The 21,029-nt window shown below is 57.3% G+C and carries 25 protein-coding genes; 7 read left to right on the top strand and 18 right to left on the bottom strand.

Features of this window, described 5'->3' with window-relative positions; genetic code table 11:
- Positions 1-94 precede the first annotated feature (94 nt).
- The 3 genes from NDI87_RS06270 to NDI87_RS06260 all read right to left on the bottom strand — a co-directional run bounded on the left by NDI87_RS06270 (position 95) and on the right by NDI87_RS06260 (position 2,046).
- Positions 95-1,264: an FAD-dependent oxidoreductase gene (locus NDI87_RS06270; protein ID WP_296273970.1), complete on the bottom strand. Its 1,170-nt coding sequence runs from the start codon at positions 1,262-1,264 to the stop codon at positions 95-97.
- A gap of 88 nt (positions 1,265-1,352) precedes the next feature.
- Complete coding sequence (locus NDI87_RS06265; RefSeq protein ID WP_296273969.1) at positions 1,353-1,517, bottom strand: rubredoxin; 165 nt, start codon at positions 1,515-1,517, stop codon at positions 1,353-1,355.
- Between the two features lie 46 nt (positions 1,518-1,563).
- Positions 1,564-2,046 carry a rubrerythrin family protein gene (locus NDI87_RS06260; RefSeq protein WP_296273967.1) on the bottom strand — a complete coding sequence of 161 codons (483 nt, stop codon included), beginning with the start codon at positions 2,044-2,046 and terminating at the stop codon, positions 1,564-1,566.
- A 192-nt stretch (positions 2,047-2,238) separates the two neighbouring features.
- On the opposite strand from NDI87_RS06260, the gene pip reads away from it, so the two are divergent.
- Entirely contained in the window at positions 2,239-3,201 is a 963-nt protein-coding gene (gene pip, locus NDI87_RS06255; protein ID WP_296273965.1) for a prolyl aminopeptidase, read from the top strand.
- Between the two features lie 19 nt (positions 3,202-3,220).
- On the opposite strand, the gene NDI87_RS06250 is transcribed toward pip, so the two are convergent.
- The gene (locus tag NDI87_RS06250; RefSeq protein ID WP_296273963.1) at positions 3,221-3,670 is read right to left on the bottom strand and encodes a hypothetical protein; all 450 of its coding nucleotides are present in this window, start codon (positions 3,668-3,670) and stop codon (positions 3,221-3,223) included.
- A gap of 366 nt (positions 3,671-4,036) precedes the next feature.
- On the opposite strand from NDI87_RS06250, the gene NDI87_RS06245 reads away from it, so the two are divergent.
- On the top strand, positions 4,037-4,660 hold the full coding sequence (locus NDI87_RS06245; protein ID WP_296273962.1) for a TetR/AcrR family transcriptional regulator: 624 nt from the start codon (positions 4,037-4,039) through the stop codon (positions 4,658-4,660).
- Between the two features lie 200 nt (positions 4,661-4,860).
- On the top strand, positions 4,861-6,063 hold the full coding sequence (locus tag NDI87_RS06240) for an ammonium transporter (protein ID WP_296273960.1): 1,203 nt from the start codon (positions 4,861-4,863) through the stop codon (positions 6,061-6,063).
- Positions 6,064-6,081: 18 nt separating this feature from the next.
- Here the strand turns inward: NDI87_RS06240 and NDI87_RS06235 are convergent, their stop codons facing one another.
- Both NDI87_RS06235 and NDI87_RS06230 read right to left on the bottom strand, forming a co-directional pair.
- Entirely contained in the window at positions 6,082-6,234 is a 153-nt protein-coding gene (locus NDI87_RS06235) for a phytochelatin synthase family protein (protein ID WP_296273958.1), read from the bottom strand.
- A gap of 266 nt (positions 6,235-6,500) precedes the next feature.
- Positions 6,501-6,893, bottom strand: a complete 393-nt coding sequence (locus NDI87_RS06230) for a helix-turn-helix domain-containing protein (protein WP_296273979.1) — start codon at positions 6,891-6,893, stop codon at positions 6,501-6,503.
- Positions 6,894-6,978: 85 nt separating this feature from the next.
- Here NDI87_RS06230 and NDI87_RS06225 point away from each other — a divergent pair, with 85 nt between their 5' ends.
- Together NDI87_RS06225 and NDI87_RS06220 are read left to right on the top strand one after the other, a co-directional pair.
- Complete coding sequence (locus tag NDI87_RS06225; protein ID WP_296273956.1) at positions 6,979-7,824, top strand: SDR family oxidoreductase; 846 nt, start codon at positions 6,979-6,981, stop codon at positions 7,822-7,824.
- Between the two features lie 404 nt (positions 7,825-8,228).
- Positions 8,229-8,807, top strand: a complete 579-nt coding sequence (locus tag NDI87_RS06220; protein WP_296273954.1) for an NnrU family protein — start codon at positions 8,229-8,231, stop codon at positions 8,805-8,807.
- Positions 8,808-8,820: 13 nt separating this feature from the next.
- Here NDI87_RS06220 and NDI87_RS06215 read toward each other — a convergent pair whose 3' ends face one another.
- The 3 genes from NDI87_RS06215 to NDI87_RS06205 are packed head-to-tail and all read right to left on the bottom strand — an operon-like array spanning position 8,821 to position 10,474.
- Positions 8,821-9,033, bottom strand: a complete 213-nt coding sequence (locus NDI87_RS06215; protein ID WP_296273952.1) for a DUF2788 domain-containing protein — start codon at positions 9,031-9,033, stop codon at positions 8,821-8,823.
- Complete coding sequence (locus NDI87_RS06210; protein WP_296273950.1) at positions 9,033-9,875, bottom strand: DUF2189 domain-containing protein; 843 nt, start codon at positions 9,873-9,875, stop codon at positions 9,033-9,035. Before NDI87_RS06210 ends, NDI87_RS06215 begins: the two co-directional genes overlap by 1 nt.
- A 56-nt stretch (positions 9,876-9,931) precedes the next feature.
- A complete protein-coding gene (locus NDI87_RS06205; protein ID WP_296273949.1) occupies positions 9,932-10,474 on the bottom strand; it encodes a Spy/CpxP family protein refolding chaperone in 543 nt (180 codons plus the stop codon).
- 185 nt (positions 10,475-10,659) lie between these two features.
- Between NDI87_RS06205 and NDI87_RS06200 the strand changes: the two genes are divergently transcribed.
- Positions 10,660-11,556, top strand: a complete 897-nt coding sequence (locus NDI87_RS06200) for a recombination-associated protein RdgC (protein WP_296273948.1) — start codon at positions 10,660-10,662, stop codon at positions 11,554-11,556.
- 41 nt (positions 11,557-11,597) lie between these two features.
- On the opposite strand, the gene NDI87_RS06195 is transcribed toward NDI87_RS06200, so the two are convergent.
- Complete coding sequence (locus NDI87_RS06195; protein ID WP_296273947.1) at positions 11,598-11,795, bottom strand: cation transporter; 198 nt, start codon at positions 11,793-11,795, stop codon at positions 11,598-11,600.
- 77 nt (positions 11,796-11,872) lie between these two features.
- Between NDI87_RS06195 and NDI87_RS06190 the strand changes: the two genes are divergently transcribed.
- On the top strand, positions 11,873-14,098 hold the full coding sequence (locus tag NDI87_RS06190; protein WP_296273946.1) for a heavy metal translocating P-type ATPase: 2,226 nt from the start codon (positions 11,873-11,875) through the stop codon (positions 14,096-14,098).
- Positions 14,099-14,117: 19 nt separating this feature from the next.
- On the opposite strand, the gene minE is transcribed toward NDI87_RS06190, so the two are convergent.
- The 8 genes from minE to NDI87_RS06150 all read right to left on the bottom strand — a co-directional run.
- Positions 14,118-14,378 carry a cell division topological specificity factor MinE gene (gene minE / locus NDI87_RS06185; RefSeq protein ID WP_296163054.1) on the bottom strand — a complete coding sequence of 87 codons (261 nt, stop codon included), beginning with the start codon at positions 14,376-14,378 and terminating at the stop codon, positions 14,118-14,120.
- 4 nt (positions 14,379-14,382) lie between these two features.
- Positions 14,383-15,198, bottom strand: coding sequence for a septum site-determining protein MinD (gene minD, locus NDI87_RS06180; RefSeq protein WP_296273945.1), 816 nt, complete (start codon positions 15,196-15,198; stop codon positions 14,383-14,385).
- A gap of 24 nt (positions 15,199-15,222) precedes the next feature.
- Entirely contained in the window at positions 15,223-16,068 is an 846-nt protein-coding gene (gene minC, locus NDI87_RS06175) for a septum site-determining protein MinC (protein WP_366028425.1), read from the bottom strand.
- Positions 16,069-16,475: 407 nt separating this feature from the next.
- A complete protein-coding gene (ccmI, locus tag NDI87_RS06170) occupies positions 16,476-17,822 on the bottom strand; it encodes a c-type cytochrome biogenesis protein CcmI (RefSeq protein ID WP_296273944.1) in 1,347 nt (448 codons plus the stop codon).
- Positions 17,819-18,286: a cytochrome c-type biogenesis protein gene (locus tag NDI87_RS06165; RefSeq protein ID WP_296273943.1), complete on the bottom strand. Its 468-nt coding sequence runs from the start codon at positions 18,284-18,286 to the stop codon at positions 17,819-17,821. The genes ccmI and NDI87_RS06165 overlap by 4 nt, the downstream gene beginning before the upstream one ends.
- Entirely contained in the window at positions 18,283-18,807 is a 525-nt protein-coding gene (locus tag NDI87_RS06160) for a DsbE family thiol:disulfide interchange protein (RefSeq protein ID WP_296273942.1), read from the bottom strand. Before NDI87_RS06160 ends, NDI87_RS06165 begins: the two co-directional genes overlap by 4 nt.
- Positions 18,804-20,771, bottom strand: coding sequence for a heme lyase CcmF/NrfE family subunit (locus NDI87_RS06155; protein ID WP_296273941.1), 1,968 nt, complete (start codon positions 20,769-20,771; stop codon positions 18,804-18,806). The genes NDI87_RS06160 and NDI87_RS06155 overlap by 4 nt, the downstream gene beginning before the upstream one ends.
- Positions 20,772-20,818: 47 nt before the next feature.
- Positions 20,819-21,029 (bottom strand): cytochrome c maturation protein CcmE (locus NDI87_RS06150; protein WP_296273940.1); only part of this gene is annotated, 211 nt, incomplete at its 5' end.

The raw sequence follows: 21,029 nt of genomic DNA, 5'->3' as shown, positions 1-21,029 counted from the left end.
GAAATTGTATGCCTGTCAGCGGCCGCGTCGGCTGACGCGTTGGGCCGCCTGCAGGCACAGCAGTTTTTACTTTTCGCCTGGCCCGAGACTGGACTCACACCACCTGTTTGGCCAACTCGACGCGACGGCTGGTGTGCGCACCGCTCAGGGCAAAACCTTTCACCGCTTGGGTTTCATCGGTGAATAACCAGACGCCGGGCTCGCTTTGCAACCACTGACCCACCGTGCCAGCTGCGGCCGGCGCCACCACCAGCGGCAGGGCCGGGGTTTTGATGGCCACCGGCATCAACGGAAAATGCACCCGGGTCGGCCGGCCCGCCAGCGTGGCTGCCAGCGCCTTGGCAGCATGCATGATGGGCATGACATAAGGCATGGTCCGGCCACCTGCGTATTGGGCGGCATCGCCCAGTGCATACACGTTGGCAGCGCTGGTTTGCAAGCTGACATCCACCACCATGCCGCGCTCGCACAGTAATCCAGCCGCTTGTGCCAGGCTCAGGTCGGCGCGCAGACCGATGGCGCTAAGCACCACGTCTGCCAGCAAAGTCTGGCCGTTGGCCAACCGCACCTCCAAACCACCACTGCGCCCGGACTGATGATCGACAGCTTGTACCGTGGTGCCAAAATGCCAGTCCACGCCCTGATTGGCCAAGGCCTCGCGCAGTTGCCCACCCAGCCCAACTGGCAGCAGCGCGGCGATCGGGTTGCTTGAGGGATCAACCACCGATACGACAAAGCCTGAGCTGATCAGATCGTTGGCAAATTCGCAGCCGATCAGCCCGGCACCCATGATGACAACGTGCTTTCTGGCATCATTCACCTCCAGCGCATCCTTGGCAGCAGTCAGGCGCTCGTGGAACACCGAAAAATCCTGCCATGAATTGACCGACAGCACCTCGCTGGCGGCATCACCGGCCATGGGGATGCGGATCGGCTGCGCACCGGTGGCCAGCACCAGTCGGGCGTAGTGGTAGTCGCCGGCGCTGGTATGGACGGTTTGGCTGGCGATGTCGATGGCGGTGACGCGGGTATGCGCCTGCAGTGTGACATGCTGGCTTTGCGCCATGCTGGCTGCGGGCGTGGTCACCAATTGCGCCGGGCCACGCTTTTGGGCGAAGGCGTTGGACAGCGACGGCTTGGCATAAAAGTCGCCGCTGTCGGCCGTGATCAGAAGCACTGGCGTGGTTTTGTCCAGTTTGCGAAATTCACGCGCGCTGGACCAGCCGGCCAGGCCCGCGCCAATGATGATGATGGGTTTTTGCATTGTTTATTCAGTTGGGGAACAAAGCCAAAGATCTGTCCCGCAAGCTTAAGGTGTTGAGGACAGAGCTAAAGATCTGTCCCGCAAGGTCTCAGATTTCAACCGCTTCAAAGTCGGCCTTGGCGACGCCGCAGTCGGGGCAGGCCCAGTTCTCGGGTATGTCGGCCCATTTGGTGCCGGGGGCAATGCCGTCTTCGGGGCGACCGCTGGCCTCGTCATAGATAAAGCCGCAAACGATGCAAAGATAGGTTTTCATGAGGTATTTCCAGTTTTGTTGAAATTGGTAAACGAACAGCGCCGGATCAGGCGGTGACTTTCGCCAGTTGGGCCTTGTAGTGGTTGGCGTGACGCTTTTCCACTTTGGCCAGCGCCGCAAAACGCTTTTGTGCTTTCTCGAGCGTGGCCTTGAACTGGGCCGCGTGCACCTTGCTTTCTTCAATTTGCTCGTCCATTTCAGCGACAGCCGCAGCCTGGCCCTCGGCCTCGGCGGTGGCCCGGAAACCGGGGTACATCTCGGTGTACTCGTAGGTCTCACCGTCAATCGCAATCTGCAGCGCCTTGGCCGGAGTCATGTTGGCTTTGGGGTAAAGCAGGTCGAGGTGGCCAAAGGCGTGCATCACTTCCTGGTCGGCGGTTTCTTCAAAGGTGCGGGCGGTGTCTTCATCACCCATGTCGCGGGCCAGCTTGGCAAAGTAGCGGTACTTGATATGGGCCATCGATTCGCCGGCAAAGGCAGCTTCCAGGTTGGCCATGGTCTTGATTTCGGGGCGGGTGTTTGCAGTCATGGTGAACTCCTGTAGTTGAAACAATTTACCGATAGAGTATTTCGATCAGCATAGGAATAATGTTAGCTTCAAACTATTTATTTAGCCAATTGGCATTTGCTAATTGATTGATAGTCGCTATCGAAAGCCTGCGTCGACGCCTCTCGACCAATGGTCTGACAATCAGAATCCCATCAATCTTGAGCCAGTGCCATGAATTCCTCCCCCGATCCCCTGTTTCCACCGATTGAACCCTACCGCAGCGGCAGCTTGCCCGTGGACGACCTGCATATCCTGTACTGGGAAGAATGCGGCAATCCGCAAGGCGTGCCGGTGCTGTTTTTGCACGGCGGACCGGGTGCGGGCCTGGCGCCCGCACACCGCCAGTTTTTTGATCCGGCGTTCTACCGCATCGTGCTGTTTGACCAGCGCGGCGCTGGGCAGTCCACGCCGCTGGGTGAAGTACGGCAAAACACCACACAACTGCTGATTGACGACATCGAACGCCTGCGGGTCCTGATGGGCATCGACCAGTGGCTGGTGTTTGGCGGCTCCTGGGGTTCGACGCTGGCGCTGGCGTATGGCCAGGCTCACCCTGAACGCTGCACCGGATTCATCTTGCGCGGCATTTTCTTGTGCACCGGGCCCGAGATTGACTGGTTTTTAAACGGCGTCAAATGGTTTTTCCCCAAGGAACACGCCCAGTTTGTGGCAGGCATCCCGGAAGCTGAGCGAGGCAACTTGCTGCAAGCCTTTGGGCGGCGGTTGTTCGGTGCTGACCCGGCAGAAAACCTGCAAGCGGCGCGCGCCTGGGGTCGCTACGAGGGCAGTTGCCTTCACTTGTTACCGCACCCGGAGGTGGCCGACCAGTTTGGCTCGGACGCCGTTGCACTCGGCGTGGGGCGGCTGGAAGCGCATTATTTTTTGCACAATGCCTTTTTAAGCGACGACCAGCTCATCCGCAACGTCGGGCGCATCGCGCACCTGCCGGCGGTCATCATCCAGGGCCGTTACGACGTGGTGTGTCCGGCGCTGTCTGCCTGGCGTTTGCACGAGGCCTGGCCGCAGGCGAGTTTTCAGATGATTGAAGACGCCGGCCATGCCGCCTTTGAGCCCGGCATTACGCGTGCCCTGGTGGCCGCTACCGAAAGCTACAAACTCACCGGCACGCTGTAATCGCGCAAACCGCAATGCGTCAATCGTGGCCGTAGCCTTTTTTGTACTTGTTGTTGCCCCGCTGTCCGCTGTCGCGACGGCCTTCGCGGCGATCCTCCCGGCGCACGTCGCGGCGCTCAGGTACGCCGTAATAACGGGGTGCATAAACATCCCGGTACCAGCCATCCTGCACAAAATAAACGGGTTGTCCGCAGGCGTTGTAACGGCTGCAATGTTTGTCCCATTTTTTCTCATGGCCTGGTGGCACGCGCAGGTAAATAGGTTGACGCAGCACGTTCACCGGCCGATGCTCAATGATGATCGGTTGCGGGTAGATCAGCACCGGGCTGGGCACTCGACCGATGTCGATGCGCCCGTAAAAACCGGGCTCGGAAATGTTGACGGACACACCCACATCGGCAGCGGATGCCGTCGTCTGAAGCATGACCGCAACCACGGCCAAAGCCAGGAATTTTGTTGAATTGTTCATCAATTCATTCTAGGAAAATACCCGTTTGCAGCCGGTAAGCGGATGTAAATGGCTGGACGCCCTGCCCGGGGCAGCTGCCGACCTGGTTGCACACCTGCGGCAACAAGAGGGGCGGCTCCCAGCCACTGACTTCGCCTGAAAACCCGCCGATGCGAGCGCTTTCACCGCGCAATAAACGGTTACAAATTTATCTCCTTCTGCAACCCGTGTGCGTGCCTTCAATCGGATCCCATACCAAGACCAGTGCACCTCGATGCCTTTAGACTGTCAATGCTATTCCCATACTGATGGGTTCCAATTTAACTTGAAAGTATCATCAAAATCGGAAATTTGACTTTTTGGACTTCAAAGGCACCAATTTACATAATGCTCACTCACAACGGCCCCAGAGTCTCTTTCAAGGTGCAACTGTTGCAGGCACGCGAGGAGGCCATCATCCAGTCGGTGAGCCACTTGCTGGCCAGCAAGGGTTTCGAAGCCATGACGGTGGACGAAGTTGCCGCTGACGTGGGCATTGCCAAAGCCAGCCTGTACAAGCACTTTCCCAGCAAGGAGGACCTGGCGGCAGCGGCGATGGCAAGCGTGATGCACCGGGCCAAGGCGTATTTGGACAGTTTGCCACCAGCGGCCTCCCCCATGGACAACTTGCGCGCCGTCGTGGCCTGGACCATGGGCCTCAAACTGGCCGGCGAAATGCCGCCACTGCCGAGCCAGAATTCCAGCCTGCGCGCCGCGCTGATCAACAACACCGCCTGCATGAATGGCCTGAGCGAGGTCAGCGACAAGCTCAGCGGCTGGATCGAGGCGGCACAAACGCAGGGTAGCCTCAACCCCAAACTGCCAGCCATTGCCGTGCTCTACACCCTTTATGCCCGTGCCTGCGACCCGGCACTGGAGTTCCTGAAAATGAGCGAGTTGCACAGTGACGAGGAAATCGTCAGCCTGGTCATGAGCACCTGTTTTGAGGGACTGAGCGCACGGGCGACATGAAGCATCTCCGAGCGTTGCGCCTTGTCGAGTGTGGCTGCGGGTAGTCGACCCATGGGAGGCGCTTGCCACGGGACGGCCACCTTGCACAATCATGGGTCGCCTGTTTTTATTCAGGCATGTTTTTTGCTTTAAGTTGGTGCGTTTTTTGTTTTTCGAGCATTAACGCACCAAATCAAATCAATTTATCCCAAGAGGTTTTTATGGAAGCACTCAAACAGGGCGCCGACACCCTGTTCATTCTTCTCGGCGCCGTCATGGTGCTGGCCATGCACGCTGGTTTTGCATTTCTGGAGCTGGGCACGGTGCGGCGCAAAAACCAGGTCAATGCGCTGGTCAAGATTCTGGTTGACTTCTCGGTGTCCACCATCGTTTATTTTGCGGTCGGTTATGGCGTGGCCTACGGTGCCCACTTTTTTGTCGGGGCCGAGCAATTGGCCGCCAAGAATGGCTACGAGTTGGTCAAATTTTTCTTTTTGCTGACGTTTGCCGCCGCCATCCCCGCCATCATTTCGGGCGGCATTGCCGAGCGCGCCAAGTTCTGGCCGCAACTGATTGCCACGGCCGTCATCGTCGGCCTGATCTACCCATTTTTTGAGGGCGTGGTGTGGAACCAGCATTTTGGCGTGCAGGCCTGGATCAAGGACCTTACGGGGGCCGAGTTTCACGACTTTGCCGGTAGCGTGGTGGTGCATGCGGTCGGCGGCTGGATTGCTCTGCCCGCGGTGCTGCTGCTGGGCGCGCGCGCCAACCGCTACCGCAAGGACGGCGGCATGTCGGCGCACCCGCCCAGCAGCATTCCATTTTTGGCCCTGGGTGCCTGGGTGCTGACGGTTGGCTGGTTTGGCTTTAACGTGATGAGCGCACAAACACTGGACAAGATTTCCGGCTTGGTGGCGGTCAACTCGCTGATGGCGATGGCGGGCGGCACGCTGGCTGCTTTGGCGCTGGGCAAGAACGACCCCGGATTTGTCCACAACGGCCCGCTGGCGGGCCTAGTGGCGGTGTGCGCGGGCTCGGACCTGATGCACCCGTTGGGCGCTTTGGTGGTCGGGGCGGTGGCCGGCGCCATTTTTGTGGTCATGTTCACGCTGACGCAAAACAAATGGAAGATTGACGACGTGCTGGGCGTCTGGCCATTGCACGGCCTGTGCGGCACCTGGGGCGGGGTGGCTGCCGGCATTTTTGGCGCCAAGGCAATGGGGGGTCTGGGCGGCGTGGCGCTGGGTGCCCAACTGATCGGCACGCTCATGGGAGTGGTCTGGGCTGTAGGCGGCGGCTTGCTGGTGTACGGCCTGCTCAAGAAAACCATGGGCATCCGCCTGAGTCAGGAAGAAGAGTACGACGGTGCCGACCTGTCGATCCACCAGATCAGCGCCACCCCCGAGCGCGAGGCCAACTGGTAATAGCATGTACTCCGCCAGTTACCGAGCCAAGGCCGCAACGGGGGAAATATGCCCCCCGCCTTGTTGACCCACGGCGCTGCGCTTGTAGGTGACGATCACATAGTCATCAGCCCGATTGAGGTTTTGCACCAGGTCCGCGCGAATATCGGCAGCGGGCTTGGCGTCATTCACGATGCAAGCCGGGTCGACAGGTGGCGACGTTTTAGGTGACCCTATTTCGGGAAGCAACCTGGTCCCGACACTGAGGGCAGTTGTCCCACAAGGACATCAGGCGAGCCGAATTCTCTCGGTCGTTCAAGCGGATTGTGGCCTTGTTCCGCTCCCGTGCGGCGATTGCTGACTGATGCTTGTAGCTCTGCGCGCACACTTTGCCTGCGCCCCGTAAGCACTGCGCAAGGGCGCACCAAGGCGTCCCACAAACCCTGGCGCTGCCTCGCTCAGTTTCTTGCGGCCAAGATCAGGGGTAGATTGAGTTCTATCCAGTCGGCTAACCCGCGTACTTTCGCTGCCGCTTGCCTGCCCAGATGCGTCAGGCTGTATTCAACATGTGGAGGCACGACCTCCAAGGCAACTCGATCGACCAATCCGTCACTTTCAAGCCACTGCAGGGTCTGCGCCAGCATACGCTCACTGACTCCGCCAATGGCACGGCGCAGTTCGCTAAACCGGTGTGTCTTGTTCTCCAGCACGATCAAGACGAGTACGCCCCAGCGGCTGGTGACGTGTTTGAGCACCTCGCGCGAGGGACAAGCTTCGGCCAGCAGGTTGCCACGCTGGAGTTGTTGCGATAGAGACACAGGGCCTACAGACTGGGTTGGTGTGGCCTTCATGACACTTACCTTTATGTGCGTACTTACAAATAGTTTGCTTTGATTGTACAGTCGCGGCACCTTCAACTTCAACGGATAAAACACCATGACCATCGCCATCACCGGAGCCACCGGCCAACTTGGACGCCTCATCGTCGAAAAGCTCAAAACCAGGACAACACCGTCCAACCTCATCGCGTTGGTGCGGTCTCCTGCAAAGGCTTCAGACCTTGGGATTGCGGCCCGTGAAGCCGACTATGCCAAGCCCGAAACGCTTGCCAACGCACTCGTGCACGTTGAGACGTTGTTGCTCATTTCGTCCAGTGAGATCGGTCAGCGTGCGCAGCAGCATCGCAATGTCATTGAGGCGGCAAAGAAAGCTGGCGTGAAGCGCATTGTTTACACCAGCCTGTTACATGCCGACATCTCGGTGCTGAATCTGGCTGCAGAACACATCGATACCGAGCAAATGCTGAAAGCCTCAGGCATCGCTTACACAATCCTGCGCAATGGTTGGTATACCGAGAACTACACAGGCTCGGTTCCTGGCGCATTGGCCGGCGGCGCCTTTATCGGTAGTGCTGATGCTGGCAAGATTTCTTCGGCCGCACGCGCCGACTACGCTGAAGCTGCAGCAGTTGTGCTGACGAGCACGGGCCATGAGGGTAAGACCTACGAGCTCGCAGGTGATACCGCTTACACGCTGACGGACCTGGCCGCCGAAATCTCGCGCCAGTCAGGAAAGGCGATTCCCTACAAGAACTTGCCAGAAGCGGATTACGCTGCTGCCCTGATAGGCTTTGGTCTGCCCGAGGGGTTTGCACAGGCGATTGCCAGTTGGGATGTGGGGGCGTCCAAAGGCGCGCTTTATGAGGATGGCCGACAACTTTCCGGTCTGATCGGACGGCCGACAACGCCACTCGCGACGGTGGTGGCAACCGCCATTAAATGATGCCTTAATGCCGCGGCGTCGTGGGGAGGGTACTCCCGGCGCTTGCTGCAAACTTTTGGCTTCACACTGCAAAGGACTCGCCTGCGCTCTTGTAGCAAATTTCACTCCGAACATAGAAGCCCAATGCTGGCCTCAGACTTGTTCGGACGAACCTGCGAACGACAGGTGTGCCATGTCGTGGCCGTCTGCTCGGTCACCCAAGGGTCGTCGACGACGGACCGGTTGATGGCAGTCCAAATGCTCAGTTTTTTAAGTACAGACCGTCGAGTCTGAATCGCTGCGGCCAATGGCGTAAAGCTGTTGACGACTTTAATTGTGCGGAATGGCGGCACCGGCCTGTGGTCAAATCACAGGCTTGTTTCATCCACGTCTCTCGCCTTGAGCGAGAGATCACCAAGCGTCTTATGCTGTACCTGATCCTGGGGCTGTTGCTGTTTTTGGGCACGCATTCCGTGCGAATCGTGGCTGACGGCTGGCGCACCCGCACCCGTGCCAGACTGGGGGCCCTACGCTGGCGTGGTCTGTACACACTGCTGTCATTGCTGGGATTTGTGCTGATCGTGTGGGGCTTCGGCCAGGCGCGACAAGCTCCGCTGCAGCTGTGGAGCCCACCGCTGAGTTTGCGCCATCTGGCAATGCTGTTAACCTTGTTGAGCTTCGTGCTGTTGGCCGCCGCCTATGTGCCGGGCAACCGCATCAAGGCACGCATGCACCACCCCATGACGCTTGCCGTCATGCTCTGGGCGCTGGCCCATTTGCTGACCAATGGCAGCCTGGCGCACGGGGTACTTTTTGGCACGTTTCTGGTTTGGGCCCTGTTGGTGTTCATGGCGGCCCGCCAGCGCGATGCGCGTGACAGCACGCGCTATTCGCGGGGAACCACTGGCGCAACCGGGATCACCGTGGCGCTGGGGGTGGCGCTCTGGATCGCCTTCACGCTCTGGCTGCACGGACTGCTGATTGGGGTACGCCCTTTTGGCTGACCGGCCCGCGCAACTATTTAATGTCCATCAGCCACTGGATCATGTATTTGGCAATAAAGCCAACCATGCCAAAGGCCAGTCCCAGCATCATCACAAAAAAACCGAACTTGCCCGCTTTGGACTCCCAGGCCAGCTGGCCAATGATGAACAACATGTAGAGCATCAGGCCGCCGACGCCAAAGCTCATGCCAAAGGCGGCGATTTGTTCTTCGGTAAAACCAAACATCAGCGCTGCTCCCGCTCCGGCAAAGCAGACACATCCAGCAGATCGCGGTAAGCATGCCAACTGGCGTGGCCAAGCAGCGGCACCAGCAGCACCAGGCCCGTCAGGGCGGTGGCAAAACCCAGGAACGTCAGCGCCATGATCAGCGCACCCCAAAAAGCCAAGGGAACGGGGTTGGCAAAGATCACCTTCCAGCTCGCGTCGATGGCCTGTCCGATGCTGACCTGCCGGTCGAGCAGCAAGGGAATGGTGATCACCGTGGAGGCAAAAATAGGGGCGACCAGCATACCCCCCAGGGCCAGCCAGATCTCGAACAACCAACCTTCTTTGGCCAGCACCACGTGTTCAATAAAAACCAGCGGCGAAGTGATGGGCACGGGTGCCAGCCAGGTGATCAGACCGGCAGAAATGAGAACCCAGGCGGTGCCCGCCAGCGCCAGCAACACGCCAAATCGCACCAGGCGCCATTGCGCTTCGTCCCAGGGCTGAATCCGGCCGTTTTTCCAGTTGAGCCAGGTTTCCAGCACCATCGCCAGACTTGCTTTTTCACCCCGCTCCAGGCCACGGCTCAAGACATACAAACTGGTTGCCAATACTGGCCCCACCAGCAGGAATCCAGAGAATGCGCCCGCCATGAACCAGAAACGATCATGTGCCACCCACAACATCAGTGCGCCTGCCAGAGCGATCGCCACGCCGTGCATCACGCTGATCCAGCCGCAGCGGGTCATGTCATGCCACGCCCTGGCCAGCCAGTGCAGGGGTTGGCCAGCATCAACGATGCGGACGATAACCCTGACACTGGAGAAAGCAGGGTTGTTGGCGGGTGGCGGAGGATTTGGCATGGCGAGTCAATCAATACAACAGGCCAATGTTGCCACAAGACCGCCTCCGGCCAGGATTACAGTTTTGGCTGCGTGGCTCTCATGCCGCCGCGATGGCCATGGCCGCGTCCCTGGCCCGTCATGACTTGCGTATCAATCACTTTTTTCTGGTCTGGCGTCAGTACCGCGTAAAACGCCTTGGTGGCCTCGCCGCGTTTGTCCATGGCAGCGGTCATCTCGCCCAAATGCTGGGCGCGCAGCTCTTTCATTTTGTCAATGCGCTCAGGGGTCGTGAGCTTGGCCATGTCAGGCATGGCGGCCATCAGGCCCATCATGCCTGCTGTTGGCTTGTGGGCCTCCACAAACGCTGTCCAGGCCGGTTCTTGCGCAGCTGTGAGCTTGAGCTGGACCTTCAGGGCAGCGTGACGCGCGTCCATCCTGGCCTGCATTCTGGCCGGGTCCATCTTGCCCATGCCACGGTGGCTCATGCCCTGGCCTTGCATGTAGCCATGCGGGCCCATCATGTCGCACTGAGCGCCAGCCATGGGGGCTTGTGAGTAGGCCAGTCCGGCCGCCAGCATCAAACCAGCGACAAGAGAAATTTTGAGATTGGTTTTCATCGTCATGTCCTTCAGGTTAAACCAATGACCAAACAGTGGCATCGGCGTGAAGAGAAGTGTGCGCCGCCCATGTATCCTGACCATGAGGATGCGTCAAAGCTTTGTAAAGTTTTATCCAGTGAATCTTCCGGATTTAATGGGATGATTGGCGCTTTCTCGTTTGTATTTATCTTAGAAGGTTAGCCGTGTTCAAGAATGTCATCATGTACCGCATCGCTGCGGGTTGGAGCGTTAGTGCCGAGGAAATTGAGGCCCGTTTGCAAGACAACCACTTTGTTGAATGTGGTGCCAGCCAGGAAAAATCGATGGGCTGGGTGGAACCGCGTGGTGAGGCCAACGGGCCGCTGCTGGAAGTGGTGGCGGGCCAATGGATTTTGAAACTGATGACCGAGACCCGCGCCCTGCCTGCCTCGGTGGTCAACCGCAAGGCCCAGGAGCGCGTGGCACAGATCGAAGCCAGCACCGGCCGCAAACCGGGCAAAAAGGAAACCCGTGACCTGAAAGACGACATTCGGCTTGAGCTCTTGCCCATGGCCTTCACCAAGCAGTCCAGCACCCGGGTCTGGATTGACCGTGAAGCACAACTGCTGGTGACGGATGCCGGCAGCCAAGCACGTGCCGATGAGTTAATCACCCTGCTGGTGCAAAGCCTGCCTGGCCTGGCTTTGAGCCTGATCAATACTCAGCTGTCACCGGGCGCCGCCATGGCCGACTGGCTGGTCAGCCAGGAAGCGCCACAAGGCTTCAGCGTGGACCGGGAGTGCGAGCTCAAGGCCGCCGATGAGTCCAAGGCAGTGGTGCGCTACGCCCGCCACCGGCTCGATACCGATGAGGTCAAACAGCACATTGAAGGCGGCAAAATGCCCACCCGACTGGCCTTGACCTGGAACGACCGCGTCTCGTTTGTGCTCACCGAGGGGCTGCAACTGAAAAAGCTGGCGTTTCTGGATGTCGTGTTTGAAGGTGCCAGCACAGGCAAGGACGATGGCTTTGACGCCGATGTGGCCATTGCCACCGGCGAGCTGCAAAAGGCGCTGCCAGCACTGCTGGAGGCGCTGGGTGGCGAGCCACCGCTGGCCTGATTTATTTTTTCGGCGATCAGGTGTTCCAGCACAACCTGACCTCAAGCCGCAACGGTGTAACCTTCTTCGGCAATGGCGCGGGCCAACGCCTCACGGGACTGCCCGGAGTCCACTTCGACACGGTTTTGAATGCGATCGGCGTGCACCTCGGCCGTGCGGTCAAGCTGGCGCACGGCACGCACCACCGCTTTTTCACAATGTTCACAGGTCATGCCGGTGACGGTAAAAATCTGCTTCATCTCAATTTCCTCGAAAATACGGAGACAACAAAAGCGCGTATTGTGAACCTTGTCAGCAACATCTGGCTCTACTTTTCATGACCACATCTCAAACCCTCCCTGATTCCCTGCGTGTCGACCTTGGTATTCACGGCATGACGTGCGCGTCGTGCGTGGGCCGGGCTGAGCGGGCGCTGAAAAAAGTGCCCGGTGTGCAGGAGGTGAGCGTCAATCTGGCGACCGAATCGGCGCGTGTGATGGTTTTTCCGTCTGAGCAGATCGAGGCCCGGCTCCGGCGCGCGGTGCGTGATGCCGGCTATGAACCGGTGGCTGCCAACGCCGCCATTGATGCGCCCACACCGTCAAACTGGTCCGGTTTTGCACCTGTGGCAGTGGGCCTGGCGCTGTCATTGCCCTTGATGTTGCCCATGCTGGGCGATCTTTTTGGACAGCACTGGATGCTGCCAGCCTGGATTCAGTTTCTATTGGCAACACCGGTGCAGTTCATTCTGGGGGCGCGGTTTTACAAGGCAGGCTGGCATTCGCTCAAGTCGCTGAGCGGCAACATGGACCTGCTGGTGGCCATGGGCACCAGCGCTGGCTGGGCACTTTCGGTCTGGCTGTGGTTGAGCGCAGCCCCAGAAGCCATGCCGCACCTTTATTTTGAGGCTTCGGCCGTGGTGATCACCCTGGTGTTGCTGGGAAAATGGCTCGAAGCCCGTGCCAAGCGCCAGACCACCTCTGCGATCCGCGCGCTGCACGCCTTGCGGCCCGAGACTGCGCACCTGTTGGGGCTCGATGGCGAAATTGACGTTCCCATTGATGAAGTTCTGCTGGGTGACGAACTGGTGGTGCGGCCGGGTGAGCGTTTTGCCGTGGACGGCCTGGTGCAGGAGGGGCAAAGCCAGGTGGATGAATCGATGCTCACCGGTGAACCCTTGCCGGTAGCCAAAACGCACAACGACAAAGTGACGGGTGGCACCCTCAATGGTGATGGCCGGGTGATTGTGAAAGTAACCGCCACCGGCGTCGATACGGTGCTGGCCGGCATCATCCGCCTGGTCGAAGATGCGCAGGCTGCCAAGGCTCCGATTCAGCGCCTGGTGGACAAGGTAAGCGCCGTGTTTGTGCCCGTGGTTCTGGTGATTGCGCTGCTCACGCTGCTGGCTTGGTGGCTCAATGGCCAGCCATTCGAAGTGGCGGTAATCAACGCTGTCACAGTTCTGGTGATTGCCTGCCCGTGCGCCTTGGGGCTGGCCACGCCGGCGGCCATCATGGCGGGCACGGGTGTGGCAGCCCAACACGGCATTTTGATCAAGGACGCACAAGCGCTGGAACTGGCGCACAAGGCTGGTGTGGTGGTGTTTGACAAAACCGGCACGCTCACGCTGGGTCAGGCGCGCCTGACTGACTTTGTCGTTCCTGAGCATGCGGACCGCAATGCCCTGTTGACCCTTGCCGGCGCTTTGCAAAGCGGCAGCGGCCACCCGCTGGCCCGTGCCGTGGTCACGGCGGCCCTCGACCAGCAATTGGTCTTGCCGGCGGTAACGCAGTTGCAAAGTATGCCAGGCAAGGGCTTGCATGGTCAGGTGAACAGCGTCGATTATTGGATTGGCAGTGTGCGCTGGATGCAGGAGCTGGGGGTACAACTCAATACCCTGGAACAGCGCTTGCAGTCGCTGGTGGCACAGGGGGCCACGCTGGCGGTGATGGCACAGCAAACGCCTGCCGGTTTGCAGGCCTTGGCACTGTTGACTTTTGGCGATGAGCCCAAAGCCGAGGCCAGCGCGGCAATAGTCACTTTGCGCGCACGCGGCATCCGCGTCATGATGCTATCGGGCGATAACACGGCCGCAGCCCTGGCCATGGCCGAACGCGTCGGCTTGCAGCCTGATGAAGTGATCAGCAACGTGCTGCCTGGCGACAAGGCGGCTCACATCACCCGCCTTAAAAAAGAGGGTGGCACGGTCGTGATGGTGGGTGACGGCGTCAACGACGCACCCGCCCTGGCGGCGGCTGATGTGGGAATGGCGATGGCCAACGTGGGAGGCGGCACCGATGTCGCCATGCACGCGGCAGGCATCACGCTGATGCGCGGTGACCTGGCGCTGGTAGCGGCTGCCCTGGATATTTCAAATCGCACCGTGTCAAAAATACGGCAAAACCTGTTTTGGGCCTTTATCTACAACGTGGCCGGCATTCCACTGGCAGCTCTTGGGTTCCTCAATCCGGTCATGGCAGGCGCCGCCATGGCCATGAGTTCGGTGAGTGTCATGAGCAACGCCTTGTTGCTCAAACGTTGGCAACCCGAAACACCCGACTGATCAGGCCTGGCAAGAGCCTTTAGCGGGCGTCAGGCAGCTCTATCTTGACTTCCAGCACTTCCAGGTTGTCTTGCCGCTCCAGATTGACCTTGATGTCGTCAGGATTGATCTTGATGTACTTACTGATCACGGCGATCAATTCCCGTTGCAGGTCCGGCAAATAATCCGGGGTGGCTGGGCTGCGGCCATTGCGCTCATGGGCCAGAATGATTTGCAGACGCTCTTTGGCAAGGCTGGCGGTTTTCTTTTTCTCGCCCAGAAAAAATGAGAAAAACGACATGGCCTCACTTCCCTCCAAACAAACGCTTGAGCAAACCTTGCTTGGGCGGCTCGGTAAAGCGCATGGGCTTGCTTTCGCCCAGGAAACGGTCGATGACGTCTTTGTAGGCTTCAGAGACGTCACTGCCTTCCATGTGAACAGCCGGTACGCCCTGGTTGGAAGCTTGCAGCACAGATTCACTCTCGGGAATCACACCAATGAGCTTGATGCGCAAAATGTCCTGAATGTCTTGCAGTGACAGCATTTGCCCCTGGTTGACACGGGCTGGGTTGTAGCGGGTGATCAACAGATGTTCCTTGATCGGCTCGAGCCCCTGCATGGCGCGCCGGGTCTTGCTGGAGAGCATGCCCAGAATACGGTCAGAGTCGCGTACCGATGAGACCTCGGGGTTGGTCACCACCAGGGCTTCATCGGCAAAATGCATGGCCATCAAGGCGCCGGTCTCAATGCCGGCGGGGGAATCACAGACGATGAATTCGAAGTCCATGGCAGCCAGGTCTGACAGCACTTTTTCGACGCCGTCCTGCGTCAAGGCATCCTTATCTCGCGTTTGGGAAGCTGCCAGCACATAGAGCTTGTCACACTGCTTGTCCTTGATCAGCGCCTGGTTCAGGTTGGCTTCGCCATGAATCACATTGATCAGGTCATACACCACACGGCGTTCGCAACCCATGATCAGGTCCAGGTTACGCAAACCCACATCAAAGTCAATGACGGCCGTTTTGTGACCGCGCATCGCCAGTCCGGTTGAAAAACTGGCACTGGTGGTGGTTTTACCCACGCCCCCCTTGCCTGAAGTCACCACAATAATTTTTGCCATATTTAGAATATTCTTTCAAGAAAATTAGGAGTTCAAGGCTTCGAAGAGTAATTTATCTTGCCCGTCATTACTCAAACGGACCTGTGCCGGCTTGCCTTGAATGTCTTTGGAAAGCGGATTTTCGCTGGTACGGTAGACCCCCGCTATGGAGATCAATTCTGGCTCAAGACACAGCGAAAAAATGCGCGCCTGGGTGTTGCCGCTGGCCCCTGCCATGGCTTTGCCACGCAATGGGGCATACACATGGATATTGCCATCGGCCACCACCTCAGCACCCATGTTGACCATGGCCAGCACCACCAAGTCAGCACCGCGTGCATAAATTTTTTGGCCTGAACGCAAAGGCTTGTCGATCACCAGCGTTGCCGGGCCAGGGACTTCACGAATAACCTCGTGCACCATGTTGCGAACAGGGCGTGTCACTTGCTTGTCTGTATTTTTTTTCTCGACAGGTTTTCCGCGTGGCGTATCTACAGGCACTTCAACCAAACCACAGGCCTTGGCCTCCGTAGCTACTGCTGGTGTGGCATTCCGGAAGGCGATGGGTTTGAGTCGACAGCTTTGCAATGTCGTTAACAAATGTGGCAGGGCCTGACTCAGGCTGTCTGTTTCCAACTGGGAAAAGTCAAGCACCAATGCATCATCATCAAAAAAATCCGGGGTTTGGCTATCCGGGCCAAACTGGGCATTGATATCTTCAATGAGGCGCGTGACATCTGCTGTTTTAAGCAGCAAGGCCATCAGGGGCAATTGCGCGCTTTTGATTTCAAAGGTATGTGCCACGTAGCCTGTAGAAAAAAATGGTGAAAGAAAGGTGGATGAGTCAAGGCAGTAGCTTGCGAACGACCAAATCTTACTTGATTCAACCAAAGAAAAACTTTACAAATCGATTTTATTGTTTCTATGCACAGGATTTTCTAGGATTTTTTACTTTCATCAAAGATGATCAAAAAGTTAGCCTTGTTGTCTTTAATTAATCTATATTTTAAAGTAGTCGTAGTAGATAGAGTCAGTCCATTTCTGTTAGCAAGTGATTTTATACGTTTTAAATCAATAAGTTAAGCTGTTTGTTTGATTGTGTAATACTGTGATTTTTTGATGCACTCAAAACTTGGATAATTTCATTTTTTTAAAATTTCTGTGGATAACTTTCCTTATTCTGAACTTTTATCCACAAGTTTATACAAGTAAAACTTCTACAATCTTGATGAGTACTTGAAATGCAAACAAGCAAAAAAAAGCCCGGAAGATCCGGGCTTGACGAGAGTTGTTTGATTTTAGGGTTTGGCAGGAGTACCCATTTTGAGCTGGGCATCGGCAATTTCTGCCTTGACGAGTTCAATGTCAGGTGAGTTGGCAGGCAGGATAGACAAGACATTTTTCCAGTGGCCAATGGCAGCAGCGTAATTGCTGCTCTGGTAGGCTGCCTGGCCTGCCATCATCAGCGCCATGGGGTGTTTCGGTGCGATGGTCAGGGCTTTGTTGATCAGCTCGCTTGGCCTTCCCTGCAAGCTTTTTGTACGCATGGCCAAAGTGTCAGCGTACTGGGTCAGTAAATCAGGGTCTGTGTCGAGCAGCTTGCCAGTTTTAGCATAAGCGGCGGCGGCTTCGTCGAGACGGTTTTGCATTTTGTAGGCACGCGCCAGCCGTGCCCAGCCAGCCAGGTCATCCGGGTTGTCTTTCAAGCGCGCAGCCAGCCGATCTACCATGTCATTGATATTGTCCGGTGTCAGGCCGGCTGCAGCACCAGATGGCACGGGTGGCAGGACGTTGCTCGCACCGGCAGACTGACCCCCTTTGGCGCGCGCATCGTCAATATTGGCCTGCACCTGTTGTGCGTCTGCCGAACCAGGTTGAAGCAGGCTCAGTAATTTTTCCCAGTAAGTTACAGCTTTCTGGTAGTCATTCCTTTGGTAGGCTGCGACACCTGCCATCATCAAACTCATAGGGTGCTCGGGGTTCAGACGAAGTGCTTCTTCAATCATCTGTTGTGGCTTGCCTTGAAGGTTGTTGCCAGCCAGAACGCCTAACAAATCAGCATGATCAATCAGCAGATCGGGATCTGAATTGATGATATCGCCTGCTTTATCAAAAGCCAGCTTTGCTTCCTCAAAACGCCCCATCGCTTTATAAGACCGCGCCAGCATGGCCCAACCCTTTGGGTCATTGGGGTTTGCCTTGAGCCTGGCAGCCAGTTTGTCAACCATTTCCTTCATTTGATGATCATTGCCGTTGGCCATGGCGACGGGGTTCAGCGCATCGGGTGTGCCAATTTGCAGGTAGATACCCAATGCCAAGACCGGCAAACTGAGTCCAACGGCAACGGCTGTGCGTTTGGCTGTCCAGAATCCGGTCGTCTTTTGCTTTGGACTGGTGGTTTCAAAACTTTCCGTGTCATCCAGCAAGCGCAATTGCAATTCGTCCCGTGTGGTCTCGAAATCCTGCTGGCTGATGATGCCACGTGCCAAGTCTGCTTCCAGCGCCTGCAGTTGATCACGGTGAATGGCCGCGTTGAGTTTTTCGCTGGAAATGCTGTCTGAGGTGGGTTGACGAAGCAGTGGACGTAGCAGCCAAGCCACTACCAGCAGCGTTAAAACCGCTGAAATACCAATAAATACGTTCATTTGGAAGAATCAGTTTCTTGTAGAAGAGCCTGCGCCTTGGCGCGTTGGGCAGCGTCGAGGACCGGCGCATTTTTTTGGTTTTGAGAGCGTTTGATGATGTTGATCAGCAGCCAGATGGCGCCAATCAACAGCAGCAGCGGCCCAAACCACAGCAGCCAGGTGGTGGGTTTTACTGGGGGACGGTAAAGCACAAAATCACCATAACGGCTAACCAGATAGTCCTTGATTTCAGCATCTGTTTTGCCATCTTTGATCAGGGTGCGCACTTCACGGCGCAAATCCATGGCCAAGTCGGCGCGGGAACCGGCCAGGGACTCGTTTTGGCACACCAGACAACGTAATTCTTCGGCAATGATGAGCAGGCGTTGCTCCACCACCGGATCTTCAGCTAATGGCGTTGCTTCGTTGGCGTGAGCACCGATGGCGCATTGCAGCGCAAGAAAAAGAGTGATCAGGAGTTTCATATTTGTAGTTCCTTGATCAGGGGCACCAGTTTTTCACGCAAAGCTTCTTCCGTGAAAGGACCAATTTGTTTGTAGCGAATAATGCCTTGCTTGTCGATCAGGAAACTCTCGGGCACGCCATAGACTCCAAAGTCAATGCCGATGCGCCCATCTGCATCCACAATGGCGCGGGTGTAAGGGTCGCCAAAGCGGGCCAACCACTGTATGCCGTCGGCTTCCTTGTCCTTGTAGTCCAGACCGATGATCGGCAGCGGATTGGTTTTAACAAATTCAACCAGCAAAGGGTGCTCCACCCGACAGGCGACACACCAGGAAGCCCAGGTGTTGAGCAGCCAGACCTGGCCCAGCATGTCCTTGTTCGAAAAAGTCTCACCCGGTTTTCCGAGTACCGGTGCACTGAAGGCCGGGGCAGGTTTGCCAATCAGAGGCGAAGGAATCTCACGCGGATCGCGGGTCAGGCCAATCGCCAGAAATACCAGAAGAACCGCAAAAATACCCAAAGGAATGTAGGCTTTTTTCATGCCACAGCACCCTTGACTTCATTGAGGTTCAATTTGGCAGCCACTTTTTTACGGTAGCGCTTGTCCAGCGCTGCCATGCCACCGCCGATGGCCATCAAGAAGCAGCCAAGCCAGATCCAGGTGATGAAGGGTTTGTGATAGACCCGCATGGCCCAGGCCGGTTTGCCATCGCCTTCCAGGCGTTCACCCAGTGAGACGTAGACGTCGCGAGTTGGGCCACTGTCAATGGCCGCCTCTGTCATGGGCATGGTGGATGAGAAATAGGTCCGCTTTTCCGGGTGAAGCACACGCAAAACCTTGTCGCCTTTAATCAGCTCCACGCTGCCCCGGTCGGCGTTGTAATTGGGACCGGGCACCTGGTTGATATCGGTCAGACGGAAGGTATAGCCACCCACGGAGACGGTGTCGCCAATGGTCATGCGCACATCTTTTTCGGTTTCATAGCCCTTGACCATGGTGATGCCGACCACGCACACGGCAATGCCGATATGCGCCACGTGCATGCCCCAGTAAGAAATGGGGGTGGATTTCCAGTTTGTCGTGTCTTTGAGCTGGCGGTACATCTGCACAAAAGATGCCAGCACAATCCAGATTGACAGGGTCAGTCCCATGGCAACCAGGGCTGACCAGGGACCTGCCAGGAAAGGTGCTGCACAGCCCAGGAGTACCGACACAATGGCAATCGGGCGCAGTTTTTGGGTCAGATTGGCGACGGTGTCATTTTTCCAGCGCGCATAGCTGCCAATCACCATAAACAGCAACACCGGCGTCATGATGGGGGCAAAGACGGCATTGAAGTAAGGGGGGCCTACCGACAACTTGCCCAGGTTCAACGCATCAATGAACAAGGGATAAAGTGTGCCCAGCAGCACAGCCGCAGCGGCTGTGGTCAAAAGAACGTTGTTGACCAGCAAAAAAGTTTCGCGGGAAACCAGTGAGAAGGAGCCCCCAGCCCGGACCTTGCCTGAGCGGGCCGCAAACAGGACCAATGAGCCACCGACGACTACAGCCAAAAACAAGAGGATGAAGACGCCGCGTTTGGGGTCCGTGGCAAAAGCGTGGACTGAGGTCAACACACCCGAGCGCACCAGGAAGGTGCCCAGCAAACTCAACGAGAACGCGATCAGCGACAGCATGATGGTCCAGCTTCTGAACAGGCCGCGTTTTTCGGTCACCGCCAGGGAATGGATCAGCGCGGTGCTGATCAGCCAGGGTAAAAACGAAGCGTTTTCAACCGGGTCCCAGAACCACCAGCCGCCCCAGCCCAATTCGTAATAGGCCCACCATGATCCCAAGGCAATGCCAATGGTCAGGCAGATCCACGCAGCGGTTGCCCAGGGGCGTGTCCAGCGCGCCCAGGCCGCGTCGAGTCGGCCATTGAGCAAGGCGGCAATCGAGAAGGCAAACGGAATAGCCAGCCCGACATAGCCCATGTAGAGCATCGGTGGGTGGAATACCAGGCCGGGGTCTTGCAACAAGGGATTCAAGTCACGGCCATCAGCCGGAATGTCGCTCAAGCGCACAAAAGGGTTGGACGTGATCAACATGAAGAGCAGGAAACCAACGGCAATCAGACCCAGTACGCCTAGTACGCGTGACACCATGGCGTCTGGCAATTGGCGTGAGAAGATGGAAACGGCCATCATCCAGCTGCACAACATCAGCAGCCAAAGCAGCAGTGAGCCCTCGTGACCACCCCACACGGCCGAAACGCGGTACAGGTCGGGTAACTGGGAGTTGGAGTGCTGGGCCACGTACATCACCGAGAAGTCGTTGGTGTAGAAGGCGTAAGTCAGGCACAGAAACGAAAAGCCTGTGAGCAACCACAGGACCTGGGCGCCGGGCCGTGCCAGCGCGATCCAGTCGGCGCGGCCGGTTTGACCGCCCAAAAGACTGAGGATACCCAGTGCGGCGGCAACCGGCAGGGCAAGTATCAATGCGAAATGTCCAAGTTCAGGGATCATGGTGCGTCTCGGTATATGAAAACAAGGGCTGGCAAATAACCAGTGCTTTACTTCAGCGTTTTGCCAGTTTTTTCGATTTCTGCCTGGTCCAGCGCGTGCTGGGCTTCTGGCGGCATGTAGTTTTCATCATGTTTGGCCAGCACCTCTGAGGCGGTGAATTTGCCGTCGTTGCCGAGCTGCCCCTGTGCCACCACCCCTTTGCCTTCACGGAATAGATCAGGCAGGATGCCGGTGTAGGTGACAGGCACTTCCTTGAGG

Origin of the sequence: Rhodoferax sp., from assembly GCF_023701345.1 — a bacterium.
GTDB lineage: Bacteria > Pseudomonadota > Gammaproteobacteria > Burkholderiales > Burkholderiaceae_C > Rhodoferax.
Note: the sequence above shows the minus strand (reverse complement) of the source record. Positions and strands in the feature narration are given on the sequence as shown.

Coding starts and splice junctions, on each gene's coding strand:
- NDI87_RS06270 (WP_296273970.1), bottom strand. CDS start 1,264: ATGCAAAAACCCATCATCATCATTGGCGCGGGCCTGGCCGGCTGGTCC.
- NDI87_RS06265 (WP_296273969.1), bottom strand. CDS start 1,517: ATGAAAACCTATCTTTGCATCGTTTGCGGCTTTATCTATGACGAGGCC.
- NDI87_RS06260 (WP_296273967.1), bottom strand. CDS start 2,046: ATGACTGCAAACACCCGCCCCGAAATCAAGACCATGGCCAACCTGGAA.
- pip (WP_296273965.1), top strand. CDS start 2,239: ATGAATTCCTCCCCCGATCCCCTGTTTCCACCGATTGAACCCTACCGC.
- NDI87_RS06250 (WP_296273963.1), bottom strand. CDS start 3,670: ATGAACAATTCAACAAAATTCCTGGCTTTGGCCGTGGTTGCGGTCATG.
- NDI87_RS06245 (WP_296273962.1), top strand. CDS start 4,037: ATGCTCACTCACAACGGCCCCAGAGTCTCTTTCAAGGTGCAACTGTTG.
- NDI87_RS06240 (WP_296273960.1), top strand. CDS start 4,861: ATGGAAGCACTCAAACAGGGCGCCGACACCCTGTTCATTCTTCTCGGC.
- NDI87_RS06230 (WP_296273979.1), bottom strand. CDS start 6,893: ATGAAGGCCACACCAACCCAGTCTGTAGGCCCTGTGTCTCTATCGCAA.
- NDI87_RS06225 (WP_296273956.1), top strand. CDS start 6,979: ATGACCATCGCCATCACCGGAGCCACCGGCCAACTTGGACGCCTCATC.
- NDI87_RS06220 (WP_296273954.1), top strand. CDS start 8,229: ATGCTGTACCTGATCCTGGGGCTGTTGCTGTTTTTGGGCACGCATTCC.
- NDI87_RS06215 (WP_296273952.1), bottom strand. CDS start 9,033: ATGTTTGGTTTTACCGAAGAACAAATCGCCGCCTTTGGCATGAGCTTT.
- NDI87_RS06210 (WP_296273950.1), bottom strand. CDS start 9,875: ATGCCAAATCCTCCGCCACCCGCCAACAACCCTGCTTTCTCCAGTGTC.
- NDI87_RS06205 (WP_296273949.1), bottom strand. CDS start 10,474: ATGAAAACCAATCTCAAAATTTCTCTTGTCGCTGGTTTGATGCTGGCG.
- NDI87_RS06195 (WP_296273947.1), bottom strand. CDS start 11,795: ATGAAGCAGATTTTTACCGTCACCGGCATGACCTGTGAACATTGTGAA.
- NDI87_RS06190 (WP_296273946.1), top strand. CDS start 11,873: ATGACCACATCTCAAACCCTCCCTGATTCCCTGCGTGTCGACCTTGGT.
- minE (WP_296163054.1), bottom strand. CDS start 14,378: ATGTCGTTTTTCTCATTTTTTCTGGGCGAGAAAAAGAAAACCGCCAGC.
- minD (WP_296273945.1), bottom strand. CDS start 15,198: ATGGCAAAAATTATTGTGGTGACTTCAGGCAAGGGGGGCGTGGGTAAA.
- ccmI (WP_296273944.1), bottom strand. CDS start 17,822: ATGAACGTATTTATTGGTATTTCAGCGGTTTTAACGCTGCTGGTAGTG.
- NDI87_RS06165 (WP_296273943.1), bottom strand. CDS start 18,286: ATGAAACTCCTGATCACTCTTTTTCTTGCGCTGCAATGCGCCATCGGT.
- NDI87_RS06160 (WP_296273942.1), bottom strand. CDS start 18,807: ATGAAAAAAGCCTACATTCCTTTGGGTATTTTTGCGGTTCTTCTGGTA.
- NDI87_RS06155 (WP_296273941.1), bottom strand. CDS start 20,771: ATGATCCCTGAACTTGGACATTTCGCATTGATACTTGCCCTGCCGGTT.